This window comes from Winogradskyella vidalii, from assembly GCF_013403955.1.
In the GTDB taxonomy this organism is placed as follows: Bacteria; Bacteroidota; Bacteroidia; order Flavobacteriales; family Flavobacteriaceae; genus Winogradskyella; species Winogradskyella vidalii.
The window spans coordinates 408675-427579 of the sequence record NZ_JABFDG010000001.1; the positions used below are offsets into that span (position 1 = coordinate 408675).

The window sequence follows — 18905 nt, forward strand, 5'->3', positions numbered from 1 at the left end:
TATTTAAGTTTTGTTTTTGCGATTGAACATCGTAAAGTTACAGATCTCAGCCCGATTAAAGCGAATTCTACTTATATATTCGTAAGACAATACTATAAAATATATTTTGATATATGTCTAATAACAATATACAAATCTTTGATACAACGCTACGTGATGGTGAGCAAGTGCCTGGATGTAAGCTAAATTCAGAACAGAAAGTAATTATTGCTGCTCAGCTAGATAAACTAGGTGTTGATGTTATAGAAGCTGGTTTTCCAGTGTCTAGCCCTGGTGACTTTGAGTCTGTTGAAGCGATTTCAAAAATTGTTAAAAACGCCACTGTTTGCGGTTTAACACGATCAGTAGAAAACGATATTAAAGTAGCGGCAGAGTCGTTGCGCTATGCTAAAAAACCAAGAATCCATACAGGTATTGGAACTTCTGACTCTCACATTATTCATAAATTTAAATCTAATAAAGAAGCTATTCTAGAGCGTGCATTTGCCGCTGTGAAATATGCAAAATCATTTGTTGAAGATGTAGAGTTTTATGCTGAAGATGCTGGTAGAACAGATAATGAATATTTAGCTAGAGTTTGTGAGGCAGCAATTAAAGCTGGAGCAACGGTTTTAAATATTCCAGATACAACAGGTTATTGTTTGCCAAGTGAATATGGCGCAAAAATAAAATACCTAAAAGAAAACGTCAAAGGCATTGAAAAAGCGATTTTATCTTGTCACTGTCACAATGATTTAGGGTTGGCAACTGCTAATTCTATTGAAGGTGTTATTAATGGTGCGCGACAAATAGAATGTACGATTAATGGTATTGGTGAACGTGCCGGAAATACCGCCTTAGAAGAAGTGGTGATGGTTTTAAAACAGCATCCTTACCTTAATTTAGATACGAATATAAATACCTCAATGCTATACGGAACAAGCCAGTTGGTAAGTGAGAGTATGGGGATTTATACCCAGCCAAATAAAGCTATTGTTGGTGCTAACGCTTTTGCGCATAGCTCAGGGATACATCAAGATGGTGTGATTAAAAATAGAGAAACTTACGAAATTATAGATCCAAAGGATGTTGGTGTTACCGAATCTGCTATTGTGTTAACCGCAAGAAGTGGACGTGCAGCTTTAGCTTACAGAGCTAAAAATGTAGGTTACGAACTAACAAAGCTTCAGTTAGATGATGTTTATGCTAACTTTTTGAGTTTTGCTGATCGTAAAAAAGAAGTTGACGATAACGATATTCATCAAATCATTGAAACAAGTAGAGTGTATCAACAAATAATTTCTGCATAAAAATGGGAAAAACATTATTTGACAAAGTTTGGGATGCGCATGTGGTCGATACGATTGAAAATGGTCCTCAAATTCTTTATATAGATAAACATTTAATACATGAGGTAACAAGTCCGCAGGCTTTCAATGAATTGGAGGAACGCGGAATTTCGGTATTTAGACCAAATCAAATTGTCGCTACTGCCGATCATAATACACCAACCTTAAATCAGAATCAACCGGTAAAAGATGCACTTTCGAGACAGCAATTAGAACAATTGTCCAAAAACTGTAAAAAAAATGACATCACCTTATACGAGTTGGGTCATAAATACAATGGTATTGTACACGTTATGGCACCTGAATTAGGGGTGACACAGCCAGGTTTAACTATGGTTTGTGGTGATAGTCATACGTCAACACATGGCGCATTTGGAGCCATTGCTTTTGGTATTGGTACAAGTCAAGTGGCGCAAGTTTTTGCAAGCCAATGTTTATTGCTTACCAAGCCAAAAAGTCTTAGGGTTTCGGTTAATGGTAAATTGAAAAAAGGCGTGCTTCCTAAAGATGTGATTTTATATATTATTTCAAAATTAGGTACCAATTCAGGGACAGGTTATTTTTGTGAATATGCAGGAAATGTGTTTGAAGAGATGAGTATGGAAGGTCGAATGACCGTCTGTAATATGAGTATTGAAATGGGCGCAAGAGGCGGTATGATTGCACCAGATGAAACTACTTTTAATTATGTTGAAGGTCGTGAATTTGCACCAAAAGGCAAAGATTTTGATGCTAAAGTGGCTTATTGGAAAACCTTACCAACCGACGACGATGCGGTATTTGATAAGGAATATACTTTTGATGCCGAGGATATAGAACCAATGGTGACCTATGGAACAAATCCTGGAATGGGAATTAAAATTTCAGAAACGATTCCTAAAGACGATAATCCATCGTTTAAAAAATCATTGGCTTATATGGATTTTGAAGCTGGTGAAAGTTTAATTAACAAACCTATTAATTATGTGTTTATAGGGAGTTGTACCAATTCTAGAATTGAAGATTTTAGGGTGGCAGCAGAATTTATTAAAGGAAAACAAAAAGCTAAAAATGTTACGGCTTGGCTAGTGCCAGGTAGTAAGCAAGTTGAAGCGCAGATTGTAGATGAAGGTTTAAAAACTATTTTTGATGCGGCAGGATTTGAGTTGCGTCAGCCAGGGTGTTCAGCATGCCTAGCGATGAACGATGATAAGATTCCGCAAAACGAATATTGTGTATCTACTTCTAACAGGAATTTTGAAGGCCGACAAGGGCAAGGTTCAAGGACTATTTTGGCGAGCCCTTTAGTAGCAGCAGCTACAGCTGTTGAAGGAAAGATTGTTGATATCACAAAACATTTGAATTAAATATAAAGACCTCAACGGTTTTTAATAAGTATAAAAAATAAAAATATAAATTGAACCATTGCCTTCCTTTTGGGAAGGTGTCTGTTATAACAGAAAGATGGGAAAAGAGCATCCTGCCTTAGTAGGAATAATAGCCACTTTTGTGGACATTTATAATATGGAAAAATTTACAACATTAAAATCAAAAGCCATCCCTTTAGATATTGAGAATGTGGATACGGATCAAATTATACCAGCACGTTTTTTAAAAGCAACGGATAGAAAAGGGTTTGGTGATAATTTATTTAGAGATTGGCGCTATAACAAAGACGGTTCGGTAAATCCAGACTTTGTGCTTAACGATGCGAGATATTCGGGTAAAATATTGGTGGCAGGTGATAATTTTGGGTGCGGATCCAGTAGAGAGCACGCGGCTTGGGCAATTACAGATTTTGGATTTAAAGTCGTTGTGTCTAGTTTCTTTGCTGATATTTTTAAAGGTAATGCTTTAAATAATGGCTTGTTACCAGTTCAGGTATCTAAGGCTTTTTTAAGTGACTTGCAAAGTTGTATTGTGTCTCATCCAGAGACGGAACTTATTGTGGATCTTGAAAATCAAACGATTTCAGTAAAGGACGCTGATTTGTCAGAAGATTTTGAAATTGATGCTTATAAAAAAACATGTATGATTAATGGTTATGATGATATTGACTATTTATTAAGCAAAAAAGAAAAGATTGAGGCGTTTGAAAATGCCGCTAGCAATTGAGTGCGTTAAGGATGGAAACGGCATCCTTTTTTGCTTTTTTTTAGCAAAAAAGATATAGTGTACAGCCTGACTTTTTGTATTCTTGTACGCTTGTTATAGAGCTGAAAAGTTGATAACAAAAAGTAACGCCATAAAAATTAAATAATAATGAACACCTGTCTGTAATGAGGTAGGAGAACCACAATAGAAATACATTTTTCGATGAAATTAAATATCGCAGTTTTACCAGGAGATGGTATCGGACCAGAAGTAACAAAGCAGGCAGAAAAGGCTTTAAAAGCGATTGCTTCAGAATATAATCATGATTTTACATTTACCACTGCAGATGTTGGTGCTATTGCCATTGATAAACATGGTTCGGCTTTACCAGATGCTACTTTAGACTTATGTAAAACAACGGATGCGATTTTATTTGGTGCTATTGGCGATCCTAAATATGATAACAATCCAGCGGCAAAAGTAAGACCAGAACAAGGGCTGCTTAAGTTGCGTAAGGAATTAGGATTGTTTGCAAATATTAGACCTGTAAAGGCTTATAAAACTTTATTAGAGAAGTCGCCTTTAAAGAAGCATATTATTGAGGGGACTGATATTTCTATATACAGAGAATTAACAGGTGGTATTTATTTTGGAGAAAAACAAATCTCTGAGGATGGAGACTATGCTTCAGATTTATGTGGCTACTCACGTGAAGAAATTGAGCGCGTTGCGCATTTAGCATTTGTCGCTGCGGAACAAAGAAATCATAAAGTGACATTGGTAGATAAGGCTAATGTTTTAGAAACGTCTCGACTATGGCGAAAAGTAGTGAAAGAGGTTGCTGAACAATATCCAGATGTCACTCTCGATTTTCTATTTGTAGATAATGCAGCAATGCAAATGATATTAAACCCCAAACAGTTTGATGTGATATTAACCGAAAATATGTTTGGTGATATTATTAGTGATGAAGCTAGTGTTATTGGTGGTTCAATTGGCTTGTTAGCTTCTGCTTCTGTTGGCGATAAGTATGCGATGTTTGAGCCGATTCATGGATCTTACCCTCAAGCGGCAAACAAAGGAATTGCGAATCCTATTGCTTCTATTTTGTCGGCTGCTATGTTACTGGATCATTATGAATTACATAATGAAGCCGAATTAATTAGGTTAGCTGTAGAAAAATCATTAAAATTAAACATTACAACTCCGGATATAAATTCGGTAGTTAACACAGTAACGACGTCTAATGTTGGTGATTTTATTGAAGATTTTATCTTTAATCCAAAAGATACAAATCTTAATTTTAAGAATATCCATCTCGGACAGTCTACAATAATATAATAAACACAATGCCTACACAGCCAAAATTAACACGTTTTAATCAAAACGTACTATCAAAATATCAGATATACAACAGTATATTTATGACACTTCCTTTTGATGCAGTTACAAAAACAGGAGCACTTTTGCCCTTGTTTCATGAAACTTGTAATAAAGGATTTAAAAATCAAGAAGACCCAACAACCATTGTTAATACCTTTTTTGAAAAATACCAAGCCAGACGCTCCTCTGAGAGTCAGGTAAATTTATTATTTCGATTTATTCAATATATTGAAAGACAAGTGGTGTTATTTGATGCTATTGAAGACGCCGCATTTCCGGTGGTGAATAACATGGATGGGATTGGAACTTTAAGAAGTTTAAAAGAAACGGTCATTGCAGATGATAAGCTAGAAACGCTTCAGAAATACTTGGAAGAATTTAAAGTTAGAATCGTTTTAACAGCCCACCCTACGCAATTTTATCCGGGTTCTGTATTAGGAATTATTACCGATCTTACAGAAGCTATTCGCGAAAATGACTTGTTAAGAATTAACGATTTATTGGCGCAATTGGGAAAAACGCCATTCTTTAAGCATGAAAAACCAACGCCTTTTGATGAAGCCGTAAGTTTAATATGGTATTTAGAAAATGTATTTTATAAGTCTTTTGGAGATGTTTACGATTATATTCAGCAGAATATCTTTGATGGAAAACAAATAGATAATAATATTATAAATATTGGTTTTTGGCCAGGTGGTGACCGTGATGGTAATCCATTTGTAACACCGGAAATAACGTTGAAGGTGGCGGATAGATTACGACTTTCAATTATAAAAAATTACTACAAAAACGTAAGACAATTAAAACGAAAGTTAACGTTTCAGGGGGTAGATGAAGTTATGTCTAATTTAGAGGATGAATTGTATACTATTGGTATAGGAGGTGAGTCTAAATTAACGTTAGATTACTTGGTTTCAGAATTAAAAGCTGTGAAAAAGACAGTTGTAGAGAAGCATCAGTCATTATATGTTGATGAAATTAATAGTCTTCTTAATAAAATACATTTATTCGGTTTTCATTTTGCAAATTTAGATATCAGGCAAGATAGTCGTAAGCATGAGCAATTTTTCAATGATATGGTTAATGCGTTGATAGAGAGCGGTAGTACTGTTTTTCCTAAGAATTATCATGATTTATCAGAACCTGAACAGATTGAGATATTATCTAAGGTGGAGGGTTCGGTTGATTTGTCTTTAATTAAAGATGATGAAACTCTAAAAGCTTTAGAAACAATTAAAGCGATAAAGACCATTCAGCAAAATAATGGAGAACAAGCTGCGAATCGCTATATCATTAGTAATAATCAAACCACTTTACATGTTATGCAATTATTTGCGATGTTAAAGCTGGTAGCGTTTCAGGATGAATTAACTGTAGACATTGGGCCTTTATTTGAGACCATTACAGATTTAGAAAATGCGCCTAAAGTTATGGAAGAATTATATACCAATCCTGAATATGCGGCACATTTAAAATCTCGTGGTAACAAGCAGACTATAATGCTAGGCTTTAGTGATGGTACTAAAGATGGTGGTTATTTAATGGCTAATTGGGCGATTTTTGAAGCTAAAGAGAACTTAACAAAAGTTTCTAGAGATCACGGTGTTAAAGTGATTTTCTTTGATGGACGAGGCGGCCCACCAGCTAGAGGTGGCGGAAAAACACATGATTTTTACGCATCGTTAGGACCGACAATTGAAGATGAAGAGGTACAGTTAACAATACAAGGGCAAACGATAAGCTCTAATTTTGGTACTTTAGAGTCTTCTCAGTATAATCTTGAGCAGCTAATAAGTTCAGGAATAGATAATAGTTTAAGTGAAGTAGATCTAAGTATGGATCCTGAGAATAGAACGGTGATGACCGATTTAGCTGCACGTAGTTATGAGGCTTATGCAGCTTTTAAGGCGCACCCTAAATTCATTTCGTATTTAGAGCATATGAGTACTTTAAAGTATTATGCGAAAACAAATATTGGTAGTCGTCCTTCTAAGCGTGGTAAATCTGAAGGTTTAATTTTTGAGGATCTAAGAGCAATTCCTTTTGTGGGATCTTGGAGTCAGCTTAAGCAGAACGTTCCTGGTTTCTTTGGTGTTGGTACAGCTTTAAAACATTATGAAGATATTGGAGAATTTGATAAAGCCCAGCAGTTGTTTAAAACATCTAACTTTTTCAGGACTTTAATTGAAAATAGCATGATGTCTTTATCTAAGTCTTTTTTCGATTTAACACGATATATGGTTAATGACCCTGAGTATGGTGAGTTTTGGAGTCTTATACATGAAGAATACGAAACTTCAAAGCGTCTTATTTTAAAGCTAACAGGTTATAAAGAGCTAATGGAGGAAGAGCCTTCGGGAAAAGCATCTATTGCAGTAAGGGAGTCAATTGTATTACCTTTGCTGACGATTCAACAATACGCTTTAAAGAAAATTCAAGAGCTTGAAAAGGCTGAGGTCAGAGATGAAGCGCAAATTAAAATCTTTGAAAAGATGGTAACGCGTTCATTATTTGGAAATATTAATGCAAGTCGTAATTCGGCATAAATCAATATTTTATTTTAGTATAAAAAAAATCCATAGTGTTATTCACTGTGGATTTTTTATTTGTCAAATAATGGGTATAAGAAAAAACCTCTGAAGAATTAACTTCAAAGGTTTTTTAACAACTAATAAATATTTAATCAATAATTATTTAATATCTATATCATTTTAATATTAATGACCTCTATTACGTTTACCTGGATAAGCAATTTCTCCATGTTCAGAAAGGTCTAGGCCTACTAGTTCTTCTTCTTCTGTAACTCTAAGTCCCATAGTAGTTTTTAATATTTTTAGGATTATAAATGACAATCCAACAGACCATACAGCATAGGCAAGTGCACCCAAAGCTTGAACGCCTAATTGACCAGCGCCTCCGCCATTAAGTAAGCCGATACCAGCTTCGCCATCAACACCCCAGAGACCTATAACTAAAGTTCCCCATACACCAGCAACACCGTGAACAGAAGCGGCACCGATAGCGTCATCAATTTTAAGTTTTTTCTCAATAAATTCAATTGAAAATACAACAATAACACCGCCGATAAGACCTGCAACGACGCCTCCAATTGGTGTCATGTTTCCACAGCCAGCTGTAATACTTACTAAACCAGCTAATGCACCATTTAAAGTTTGTGGTAAATTTGGTTTTTTGTACCATACCCAAGTGGTGATTAATGCGCCTAATCCACCTGCAGCAGCAGCTAAATTAGTAACTAAAACAACATTTGAAGCTGCAATAGAATCAGCGCCTCCCCAAGCTAATTGAGAACCACCATTAAAACCAAACCAACCTAGCCATAAAATAAATACACCTAAAGTAGCTAGTACTTGGTTGTGTCCTGGGATTGACATTACTTTTCCGTCAACAAATTTTCCAATTCTTGGTCCTACCATAAAAGCAGCAACTAAAGCAGCCCATCCGCCAACAGAGTGAACAATAGAAGAACCTGCGAAGTCAATAAATCCTAGTTCGGTTAACCAACCAGAACCTTGCCATTGCCATCCACCAGATATAGGGTAGATAACAGCAGTCATTACAATAGAGAATATAGCGTAAGTTGAGTATTTAGTACGTCCGGCAATAGCTCCAGAAACAATAGTGGCAGCTGTAGCAGCAAACATCGTTTGGAACAATAAATCAGCACCTTCACCTTGCATTATTCCACTCCAGAAAAACCATCCGTTAGACGTGTCTCCATACATTAAAGAGTATCCTACAAACCAATATGTAAGTGAACCTACACATATATCAAGTAGGTTTTTCATAGCGATATTGGCTGCGTTCTTAGAGCGGGTCATACCGGTTTCAACAAGTGTAAATCCAGCTTGCATAAAAAATACTAGGATGGCAGAAATTAACATCCAAAGCATTCCCATGTCGCCATTAATGGCGGCAACGGCGGCTTCAACTTCAGATGGTTCGGCAGCATCCTGGACTGCCATCATATTTGGTAGGAATGTTAAAAGATTATTTATCATAATTATTTGTGTTAGTTAGTTTGTTTTTTTAGAACGAGTAAATAGCGGCTAAAGTAAAAGCGCTTAGGCTGCTAGCTGCTAAGCCATCATTGTCAATAACGTTACCATATAAACCGCCATCAGCATCAGTTAGTGAATCTAATCTAAATTCTGGCTTAATGATTAAGTTGTCCTCAACGGTATAGCTCCCTGTTAATGTAACGCCTAATACACTTGGGTAGTCAAAGTTGTCAAGGTCACCATGCAGTGCAAAATACTCACCTCTTAATCCAATACTGAAATCATCAGATGTCGCGTATTGTGGATATAAAGCGGCACCATAAAAACCACTACCATCATTATCGTTGTATGCTGCGTTGATTCCTAAGAAAAATGCATCAGAAAGATCAAAACCACCAGTATAATCAACTTCAAATCCTAATCCACCGTTGTTTCCGCTATCATAGTAAAGGTTTAAGAATTGACCAGAGTAGCCTAATTGTGCACCGAAAGAATATTCTCCCGTCATTGACGTATCGTTAGTATCCCAAGGATTCATCACAGCTAACATTAAGCTGAAATCATCAGATAAAGCAAAATCTGCTTTTAAGCCCATATGTGAGAAAGGGCCACTAGAGAATAAATAAGATGTGCTGTAGTTAAAGTTTGCTGCAGGAGCAATAACCTCATAACCTAAAAAGGTGTTAAAACGTCCCATGGTTAACGTAGTCGTTTCAGACACATTCCAGTAAACGTAAGCTTGATTTACAATACCGTCAACAATATCATTACTGAACGTTGCCGCACCACCTCTTGGTCCTGTTACTAAATCAAGAACGGCACCTACTTTTCCACTTTCGTAGCTAGCAATAATGTTACCCATTCCTAGTGCAAAACCTGTTTTGTCTGCAAAAGCAGTTCCGAACGTTGCTCCAGCATCGTCAGGTGCAGATATGTAGGTTTGGTAATAGGCGTCAATGCTGCCGCTTAGGGTAAATGATTTTGTGCTTTCTGTTTCTTCATCTTGAGCAGATAAACCAAATGCTACTAAGAGCATAGAAATTGTCATTAGTTTTTTCATAAAAAAAATAAATTTAAATAGTTAGTGTGCTTCAAATCTATGCAATCTTTAAATACACCCCTTATAAAAATGGGGTAAATCAGTAATTTTTATGAATTTACAATTATACACCCCATAAATTTGGGGGTTGAAATTTATTTTTAACTTTTTTTTGTGATATCAATAATTTTGATTTTCGATTATTTGATAAAATAGAGGTGTTATTTAGGTGATATATAATTTTTAAGCTTAAAATCAATCATTTTAGCAATAGGTGATGTTTTTTATTGTGTATTTAGTATTGACTATTTCTTAGTATATATTGTATTTAGTTATTAAATTTTCATTAAATAAGGTCTTTACTATTGATTTAGGAAAAGTGTTTCAACTTTTTTTGTAATTAAATTATAGCTATTATATTAGAGTCATTATAAGGTGTAAAAACCTATAAAATCTCTTAAAATATATGCTGAAGAAACAAGGACTCTATTTGCCGGAATTTGAACATGAAAATTGCGGTGCAGGATTTATATGCAATCTAAAAGGTGAAAAGACAAATCAAATTATACATGACGCTCTAGAAATTTTAGTGAAACTAGAACATCGAGGCGGTGTAAGTGCTGATGGTAAAACAGGTGATGGGGCAGGTTTATTAATTGATATTCCACACGCCTATTTTAAACGCGTATGTGGATTTAAAATTCCAGTTAAAGGGAAGTATGCCGTCGGTATGGTATTTTTGCCAAAAAATAGAAATCAGTATAAATTTTGTAAAAACACCTTTGAAAAAGAAGTGGTTGCTCAAGGACTTTCCGTCATTGGTTGGCGAGAAGTTCCTGTGGATTCTACACAACTTGGAGAAATAGCTTTAGCTTCAGAACCTAATATAGAACAACTTTTTGTAGGGAAATCCAATGAGGTTTCCGAAGCTGATTTTAAAGCTAAACTCTATGCTGCGCGTAAAATAACAGAGCATACAGTTCGAAAATCTAAAATGTCGCAAAGTTCATATTTTTATGTGTCTAGTCTCTCTATGAATACACTGATTTATAAAGGGATTATAATGCCTGAAGATATCGGTTCTTATTATAAAGATTTATTAGAAGATGATTTAGTAACGCGTTTAGCATTAGTACACCAACGTTTTTCTACGAATACCATGCCAACCTGGGAATTGGCACAGCCTTTCCGATTTATGTGTCAGAATGGAGAAATAAATACGCTTAGAGGAAATGTCAGTCGAATGCGGGTCCGAGAAGAAATTATGAAAAGTGATGTTTTTGGAGCTCAAATAGATAAATTATTTCCTATTATATTGCCGGGTAAATCAGATTCTGCTTCTATGGATATGGTAGTTGAATTGTTGACGCATACCGGACGTTCTTTGCCCGAAGTAATGATGATGATGATTCCTGAAGCATGGGAAAAACACCAGACGATGTCTCCAGAACGCAAAGCTTTTTACGATTACAATGCTTGTATTATGGAGCCTTGGGATGGGCCTGCTTCTGTGCCTTTTACAGATGGTAATTATATCGGAGCACTTTTAGATAGAAACGGTTTAAGACCATCTCGATATACCGTTACAAAGAGTGGAAAACTTATAATGTCGTCTGAAATAGGCGTCGTCGATATTCCACCTGAAGATGTAGAAAGTCATGGGCGTTTAGAGCCGGGTAAAATGTTCTTGGTAGACATGAATCAAGGTCGTATTATAAATGACCAAGAAATAAAAAGTGAAATTGTAAAAGAAAGACCTTATCAAGAATGGTTAGATAAAACAAGATTACATCTAAAAGATATCCCTTATACAGGTCAAACCTGCCCTATAGAACCTTTAGATATCAAAACAAGACAGCGTTTATTTAATTACACGTTCGAAGATATACAAGAAGTCATCACGCCAATGGCTCAAAATTCTAAGGAAGCTCTAGGGTCTATGGGAATTGATACCCCATTAGCCGTTTTATCTAATAGACCCCAGTTAATTTCAAGTTATTTTAAGCAATTATTTGCTCAAGTTACCAACCCACCTTTAGATGGTATTAGAGAGGAAATTGTAACGGATATTAGTCTGTCTTTAGGAAAAGATAGAAATATTTTTAGCATTACTGAGCGGCAATGTAGAAAATTGAAAATTCAAAATCCTGTAATTTCAAATGACGATTTAGATAAAATAAGAAACCTCGATATTGACGGTTTTAATGCCGAAACCGTTGAGTTGTTATATCAAAAGGATAAAGGACTAAATGGTTTAGAAGATGCTTTAGATAATATTATTATTCAAATTGAAAAAGCATTAGCAAGAAAGACAAGCATTATTATATTATCTGATAGAGGTGTTAGTAAAGAATTTGCACCCATTCCTGCTTTATTAGCATGTTCTTATGTTAATCATCAATTAAACCGATTGCGCAAGCGTTCTTATTTTGATATTATTATTGAATCAGCAGAGCCACGGGAACCACATCATTTTGCAACTTTATTTGGTTATGGCGCAAGTGCTATAAATCCTTATATGGTAAACGAAATCATCCGAGCACAAGTAAAAGAAGGTTTTATTACGGATATGGATGAGCAAAAAGCTGTTGATAATTTCAATAAAGCTATTGGAAAAGGCATCTTAAAAGTGATGAATAAAATAGGGATTTCAACATTACATTCTTACCGAGGTTCTCAGATATTTGAAATCGTTGGTTTTAATTCGCAATTTGTTGAAAAATATTTTCCATATACAGCTTCAAGAATTGAAGGTATTGGTTTGTATGAAATAGAAAAAGAAATTGATAAACGTTATAAATATGCTTACCCTAATATTGAAGTAGATAAACGATTAGGTTTAAACATCGGCGGAAATTATAGATGGCGACGTAACGGAGAACAACATTTGTTTAACCCTACTACAGTAGCTAAGCTTCAACAAGCTGTGAGATTAAGTGATCAAGCAAGCTACAATGTATATTCTAAAGCTATTAATGAGCAGTCTGAAAATTTAATGACTATTCGTGGGTTATTTGAATTTAATAATATTGACCCTATTCCAATTGAAGAAGTAGAGCCTTGGACAGAAATTGTAAAACGATTCAAAACAGGAGCCATGTCTTATGGGTCAATTTCTCGTGAAGCACATGAAAATTTAGCGATAGCGATGAATCGTATTGGAGGGAAATCTAATTCTGGTGAAGGCGGAGAGGATAGAAATAGATTTCAGCCAGATGTCAATGGAGATAGTCGAAATTCAGCCATAAAGCAAGTCGCTTCAGGTCGTTTTGGTGTTACATCTCACTATTTAACCAATGCTAAGGAGATTCAAATTAAAATGGCTCAAGGGGCTAAACCAGGAGAAGGCGGACAGTTACCTGGCGAAAAAGTATTACCATGGATTGCAGCAGCGCGTAACTCTACACCATTTGTAGGGTTAATTTCGCCACCACCACACCATGATATTTATTCTATTGAAGATTTAGCACAATTAATTTACGATTTAAAAAATGCCAATCGCGATGCTAGAATTAATGTAAAATTAGTTTCAGAAGTTGGTGTGGGTACTATTGCTGCAGGTGTTGCTAAAGCAAAAGCAGATGTGGTACTCATTGCAGGGTATGATGGCGGTACAGGAGCTTCACCATTAACATCTTTAAAGCACGCTGGTTTGCCTTGGGAACTCGGTTTAGCAGAAGCACAACAAACCTTGGTACTTAATAATTTAAGAAGTAGAATAGTTGTTGAGTGTGATGGCCAATTAAAAACCGGACGAGATGTTGCTATTGCGACGTTATTAGGTGCTGAAGAATTTGGATTTGCAACGGCACCTTTAGTAGCTTCAGGTTGTATCATGATGCGAAAATGTCATTTAAATACCTGTCCTGTAGGGATTGCAACTCAAGATAAAGAACTACGTAAAAACTTTAAAGGCACACCAGAACACGTTATTAATTTCTTCTATTATATTGCTGAAGAGTTAAGAGCTATCATGGCTGAATTAGGGTTTAGGTCTATGGCCGAAATGATTGGTCAAACGCATAAAATTAACGCAAATAAAGCCATTAAACATTATAAAGCTAAGGGTTTAGATTTATCTTCAATTTTACACAGGCCTGAGGTTTATAGTCAAATGAAGGTGAAGAATACTGAAAAACAAGATCATAATTTAGATAATGTTTTAGATTTTAAAATATTAAAAGATTCACATCGCGCTTTATACCGTAAAGAGCAGATGACTTTAGCGTATCCAATTAAAAATACCAACCGAACTGTTGGTGCGATTGTGAGTAATGAGATTTCAAAAATATATGGTCATTTAGGATTGCCTGAAGACACCCTGAATATCAATTTTACAGGCTCTGCAGGTCAGAGTTTCGGTGCTTTTGGCGCTCATGGATTAACCTTTAAATTAGAAGGAAACACCAATGATTATTTAGGTAAAGGCTTATCTGGAGCTAAACTGATTGTTAAGAAACCAGCGAAAGCAGATTTTGTAGCAGAAGATAATATTATTGTTGGTAATGTCTGTTTGTTTGGAGCAGTTGAAGGTCAGGCTTACATTAATGGTATTGCAGGAGAACGATTTGCGGTTAGAAATTCAGGTGCCATTACTGTTGTAGAAGGCGTTGGTGATCATTGTTGTGAGTACATGACAGGCGGAAAAGTTATAGTTCTTGGTAAAACAGGACGAAACTTTGCAGCAGGAATGAGTGGTGGTATCGCTTATGTTTATGATCCAGAAAATCAATTTAAAAATGGCTTATGTAATACCGAAACCATAGAATTTGAAAAGATTCTTAAAAAAGATGCTAATGAGTTAAAAGCCATAATCGAAAAGCATGTTAAACATACTGATAGTAAAAAAGGCGCGTCGTTATTAGCGGATTGGGACACTAGTTTAAAGAATTTTGTACGCGTTATGCCAACAGAATACAAACGTGCTTTAAAACGTTTAGCGACTGAAGAGCAAATGGTTGAGGAATTAGAAACTGTATAACAATTTAAAATCCTGCAAGGTCTTGGAGACCTTGTAGGTATGAATTATAAAATGATATCTCCAAGATTTTTGGTTTCGACTTCGGTAAGTCTCCAATAAATCTCATAGGATTAACACAATAAAATTTAGAAAGTAGGATGAGATTTCTGCTTTCGCAGGAATAAAATGGGAAAAGTAACAGGTTTTAAAGAATTCGAAAGAAAAGATGAATCATATAAGCCGGTAAAGGATCGTTTAAAACATTACAATGAGTTTACGGTACCTTTGAAGGAAGAGGATATGAAGGAGCAAGGCTCACGGTGTATGGATTGTGGAATTCCATTTTGTCATAGTGGTTGTCCGCTTGGTAATTTAATTCCAGATTTTAACCATATGGTCCATCGCGGTGAATGGCAAAAAGCATCATGGATATTACATTCGACAAACAATTTTCCGGAATTTACAGGACGTTTATGTCCAGCGCCATGTGAACAATCTTGCGTTTTAGGTATTATTGAAGATCCTGTTTCTATAGAAAATATAGAAAAGATTATTGTAGAACGTGCCTTTAAAGAAGGTTGGATTAAGCCCGAGCCACCAAAAACAAGAACGGGTAAAACAATTGCTATCGTAGGTTCTGGTCCTGCAGGTTTAGCTGCGGCTCAGCAATTAAATAGAGCAGGTCATACAGTGACAGTTTTTGAACGCGATGATGCTATTGGAGGATTGTTACGCTATGGCATTCCTAATTTTAAAATGGAGAAAGGCATCATTGATCGTCGCTTGGCCATTTTAGAAGCTGAAGGTATTGTTTTTAAAACCAATGTTAATGTTGGTGTAAATTATGATGTTGAAGACTTAAAAAAGTTTGATGCGGTTGTACTTTGTGGAGGCGCTACTGAACGAAGAAGTTTGCCTACGCCAGGTATTGATGCCGATGGTGTTGTACAAGCGATGGACTTCCTAACCCAGCAAACTAAAGTTGTTTTTGGACAAAAAATAAAAGATCAAATTTTAGCTACAGGAAAAAATGTGATTGTAATTGGTGGAGGAGATACAGGTTCCGATTGTATTGGGACATCGAATCGTCAAGGCGCTAAATCAGTCGTTAATTTTGAAATTATGCCAAAACCACCAGGGCATCGTTCACCATCAACACCTTGGCCATATTGGCCGTTAAAACTAAAAACTTCGACATCTCATCAAGAAGGTGTAGAGCGTAATTGGTTAATTAACACCAAAGAATTCGTCACCAATGCAAAAGGTAAATTAACGGCTTTAAAAACCGTAAATGTAGAATGGGAAATGGTACCGGGAGAGCGTCCTAAGTTAATTGAGATTGCAGGTACTGAAAAAACTTGGAAATGTGATTTAGCTTTATTAGCTTTAGGTTTTACAGGTCCGGAAGCTACAATAGCAGAGCAATTAGGACTGGAACGAGACGTACGCTCTAATTACAAAGCAAGTTATGGCAAATACCAAACCAATAAGCCAAAAATATTTACAGCAGGCGATATGCGACGTGGACAATCCTTAATTGTATGGGCGATTTCTGAAGGCCGTGAAGCGGCGCGACAAGTTGATATTTTTCTTATGGGGAAATCGGATTTAGCAACCAAAAATGAAGCAGGTGATTTGGTAGGACTATAATTTGAAAAAACATTTCTACTGCTATAAATTATAAGGGTATTACTATTTGTTAGAGTAGAATAAAAGCATCTGGATACAGATGCTTTTTTTGATATTATGTAAGATTTTACTAATCTTTATTGAATGGTACGTTTACTAATGTCTACTTTTTAATATTGCTTCAATATCTTCAAGTGTAAAACCTTTAGCCTTCAGTAAAATTAAATAATGATACATTAAATCAGCGGCTTCATTTTTAAATAAATTAGCATCATCATCCTTGGCTTCAATAACTAATTCTACAGCTTCTTCTCCCACTTTCTGAGCGACTTTATTAATGCCTCTTTTGTATAAAGTATTGGTGTATGAGTTTTCATCGTTAGTGTCAATTCTTTGGCTAATGATATTTTGTAACTCATAAACAAAGCCTTTAACGGTTTCTTCTTTAAAACAAGATGTGCTTCCGGTGTGGCAGGTTGGCCCTTTAGGGTCTGCTTTTATTAAAATAGTGTCGTTGTCACAATCAATCTGGATGTCTTTAACTGTTAAAAAGTTTCCAGATTCTTCGCCTTTGGTCCAGAGCCTATTTTTACTTCTGCTAAAAAAAGTGACTTTGTTTTCGTTTTTTGTTTTTTGAAAAGCTTCTGCATTCATATAACCTAGCATTAAAACTTGTAGCGTGCTATTATTTTGAATGATTACAGGAACTAATCCGTCTCCTTTTGAAAAATCTATGTCCATCGTATTGCTATATTTTCGTTTTTTAAATAGTCTTTTAATTCGGGGATTGGTATTTCGCCATAATGAAAAATACTGGCCGCTAAGCCGGCACTTGCATGTGTGGTTTCAAATAAGGTTTTAAAATGTGCTTTGGTTCCTGCACCACCAGAAGCAATCACAGGAATATTAATAGACTTACTAACTTCCTCAGTAATATCTAAAGCAAAACCAGCTTTTGTACCATCATTATTCATAGAAGTTAATAATATTTCACCCGCTCCTAAGGCTTCCACTTTTTTTACCCAATCTAATGTTTTTATAGGAGTTGCTGTCCGTCCGCCATGTACAAATACAAACCATTCGCCATCCATAAATTTAGTGTCAATGGCCACTACGCAGCATTGACTGCCAAACCGTTTGGCTATTTGTGTAATGAGTTCAGGATTTTTTACAGCAGAAGAGTTTACACTCACTTTATCTGCACCAGCTTTGATAACGCTGGAAACATCTTCAATGGTGTTAATTCCGCCACCGACGGTAAATGGAATATTAATTTCTTCTGCAATATGTGTTACTAATTCGACTAATGTTTTTCGTTTTTCAACGGTTGCGGTAATGTCTAAAAATACCAACTCATCGGCACCGTGGGCCACATATTGTTTGGCAAGTTCAATAGGGTCACCTGCATCTCTGATGCCAACAAAGTTAATCCCTTTTACAGTACGCCCATTTTTGATATCTAAACACGGTATAATTCGTTTTTTTAGCATAATTTCTGAAGTTCTTTTAATGTGATGTTTCCTTCGTATATGGCTTTTCCCAATATAGCACCTTCGCAACCCAAGGCTTTTACTAGTTCTAAATCTTGAATAGAGGCAACGCCACCACTGGCAATTAATTTCACCTTTGATTCTGAAATAATTTCTTGGTATAAATCGTTAGAGGTGCCTTGAAGCATACCATCTTTGGCAATGTCTGTACAAATTACATAATCAATGCCTTTGGATTCGTAATCTTTAATAAAATCAACAACATCTAATTCTGAAGCTTCTAACCAACCATTGGTGGCTATTTTTCGGTTTTTGCAGTCCGCACCTAAAATGATTTTTTCAGCACCATACTTCTCCAACCATTTTAAAAACACCTCGGGATTATTCGCGGCAATACTTCCTCCTGTGATTTGATTTGCTCCCGACTCGAAAGCAATTCTTAAATCGTCATCGGATTTTAGTCCACCTCCAAAATCAACTTTCAAATTGGTTTTAGTTGCAATGTTTTCTAATATTTTATGATTGACAATGTGCTTGGATTTTGCGCCATCTAAATCTACTAAATGCAAATATTGAATACCATTAGCTTCAAATTCTTTAGCGACTTCTAAAGGGTTTTCGTTATATACTTTCTTGGTGTTATAATCGCCTTTGGTGAGTCTAACACATTTTCCGTCGATGATGTCTATTGCTGGTATGATTCTCATTTTATTCCTGCGAAAGCAGGAATCTCATCCGGCTTTCTTTTTAATTTATTGGTTTTAATTGTGCTATATCTACAAAGTTTCAAAAACCTTGAAGGATAATTTATTTAAAATCGATGTTTTAAACATGCTTCGATTGCGCTCAACATGACATTCGATATATACACCCCTAAAGTCCCCTCAAGGGGACAATCTAATTTAGAAGCATCAGAGTAACTATAAAACACTTTTACGTTTTTATTCTTTTTAATAGTATTTTTATTCTTTCTGTTATTTG

Annotated in this window: 12 protein-coding genes; 7 read left to right on the top strand and 5 right to left on the bottom strand. The window is 35.7% G+C overall.

The genetic code is table 11. The features are described 5' to 3' along the window. The first annotated feature begins 113 nt into the window (after window positions 1-113). The 5 genes from HM982_RS01590 to HM982_RS01610 all read left to right on the top strand — a co-directional run bounded on the left by HM982_RS01590 (window position 114) and on the right by HM982_RS01610 (window position 7330). Window positions 114-1289 (top strand): 2-isopropylmalate synthase, encoded by a 1176-nt coding sequence (locus HM982_RS01590; protein ID WP_179351370.1) that lies wholly within the window; start codon window positions 114-116, stop codon window positions 1287-1289. 2 nt (window positions 1290-1291) lie between these two features. Then, entirely contained in the window at window positions 1292-2674 is a 1383-nt protein-coding gene (gene leuC / locus HM982_RS01595) for a 3-isopropylmalate dehydratase large subunit (RefSeq protein ID WP_179351371.1), read from the top strand. Between the two features lie 157 nt (window positions 2675-2831). After that, complete coding sequence (gene leuD / locus HM982_RS01600; protein ID WP_179352353.1) at window positions 2832-3422, top strand: 3-isopropylmalate dehydratase small subunit; 591 nt, start codon at window positions 2832-2834, stop codon at window positions 3420-3422. Between the two features lie 201 nt (window positions 3423-3623). Beyond that, complete coding sequence (leuB, locus tag HM982_RS01605; RefSeq protein ID WP_179351372.1) at window positions 3624-4742, top strand: 3-isopropylmalate dehydrogenase; 1119 nt, start codon at window positions 3624-3626, stop codon at window positions 4740-4742. Between the two features lie 8 nt (window positions 4743-4750). Further along, complete coding sequence (locus tag HM982_RS01610) at window positions 4751-7330, top strand: phosphoenolpyruvate carboxylase (RefSeq protein WP_179351373.1); 2580 nt, start codon at window positions 4751-4753, stop codon at window positions 7328-7330. Window positions 7331-7501: 171 nt separating this feature from the next. Here HM982_RS01610 and HM982_RS01615 read toward each other — a convergent pair whose 3' ends face one another. Together HM982_RS01615 and HM982_RS01620 are read right to left on the bottom strand one after the other, a co-directional pair. Next, entirely contained in the window at window positions 7502-8773 is a 1272-nt protein-coding gene (locus HM982_RS01615) for an ammonium transporter (protein ID WP_246296552.1), read from the bottom strand. A gap of 61 nt (window positions 8774-8834) precedes the next feature. Beyond that, on the bottom strand, window positions 8835-9866 hold the full coding sequence (locus HM982_RS01620) for an outer membrane beta-barrel protein (RefSeq protein ID WP_179351375.1): 1032 nt from the start codon (window positions 9864-9866) through the stop codon (window positions 8835-8837). 445 nt (window positions 9867-10311) lie between these two features. Here HM982_RS01620 and gltB point away from each other — a divergent pair, with 445 nt between their 5' ends. Both gltB and HM982_RS01630 read left to right on the top strand, forming a co-directional pair. After that, window positions 10312-14826, top strand: a complete 4515-nt coding sequence (gene gltB, locus HM982_RS01625) for a glutamate synthase large subunit (protein WP_246296553.1) — start codon at window positions 10312-10314, stop codon at window positions 14824-14826. Window positions 14827-14991: 165 nt separating this feature from the next. Beyond that, the gene (locus HM982_RS01630) at window positions 14992-16455 is read left to right on the top strand and encodes a glutamate synthase subunit beta (protein WP_179351376.1); all 1464 of its coding nucleotides are present in this window, start codon (window positions 14992-14994) and stop codon (window positions 16453-16455) included. 135 nt (window positions 16456-16590) lie between these two features. On the opposite strand, the gene hisIE is transcribed toward HM982_RS01630, so the two are convergent. Genes hisIE through hisA form a run of 3 tightly spaced genes read right to left on the bottom strand, consistent with a single transcriptional unit; the run spans window position 16591 to window position 18631 of the window. Then, a complete protein-coding gene (gene hisIE / locus HM982_RS01635; protein WP_179351377.1) occupies window positions 16591-17175 on the bottom strand; it encodes a bifunctional phosphoribosyl-AMP cyclohydrolase/phosphoribosyl-ATP diphosphatase HisIE in 585 nt (194 codons plus the stop codon). Next, entirely contained in the window at window positions 17166-17924 is a 759-nt protein-coding gene (hisF, locus tag HM982_RS01640; protein WP_179351378.1) for an imidazole glycerol phosphate synthase subunit HisF, read from the bottom strand. Before hisF ends, hisIE begins: the two co-directional genes overlap by 10 nt. Further along, window positions 17918-18631 (bottom strand): 1-(5-phosphoribosyl)-5-[(5-phosphoribosylamino)methylideneamino]imidazole-4-carboxamide isomerase, encoded by a 714-nt coding sequence (gene hisA, locus HM982_RS01645; protein ID WP_179351379.1) that lies wholly within the window; start codon window positions 18629-18631, stop codon window positions 17918-17920. The genes hisF and hisA overlap by 7 nt, the downstream gene beginning before the upstream one ends. Between the last annotated feature and the right edge of the window lie 274 nt (window positions 18632-18905).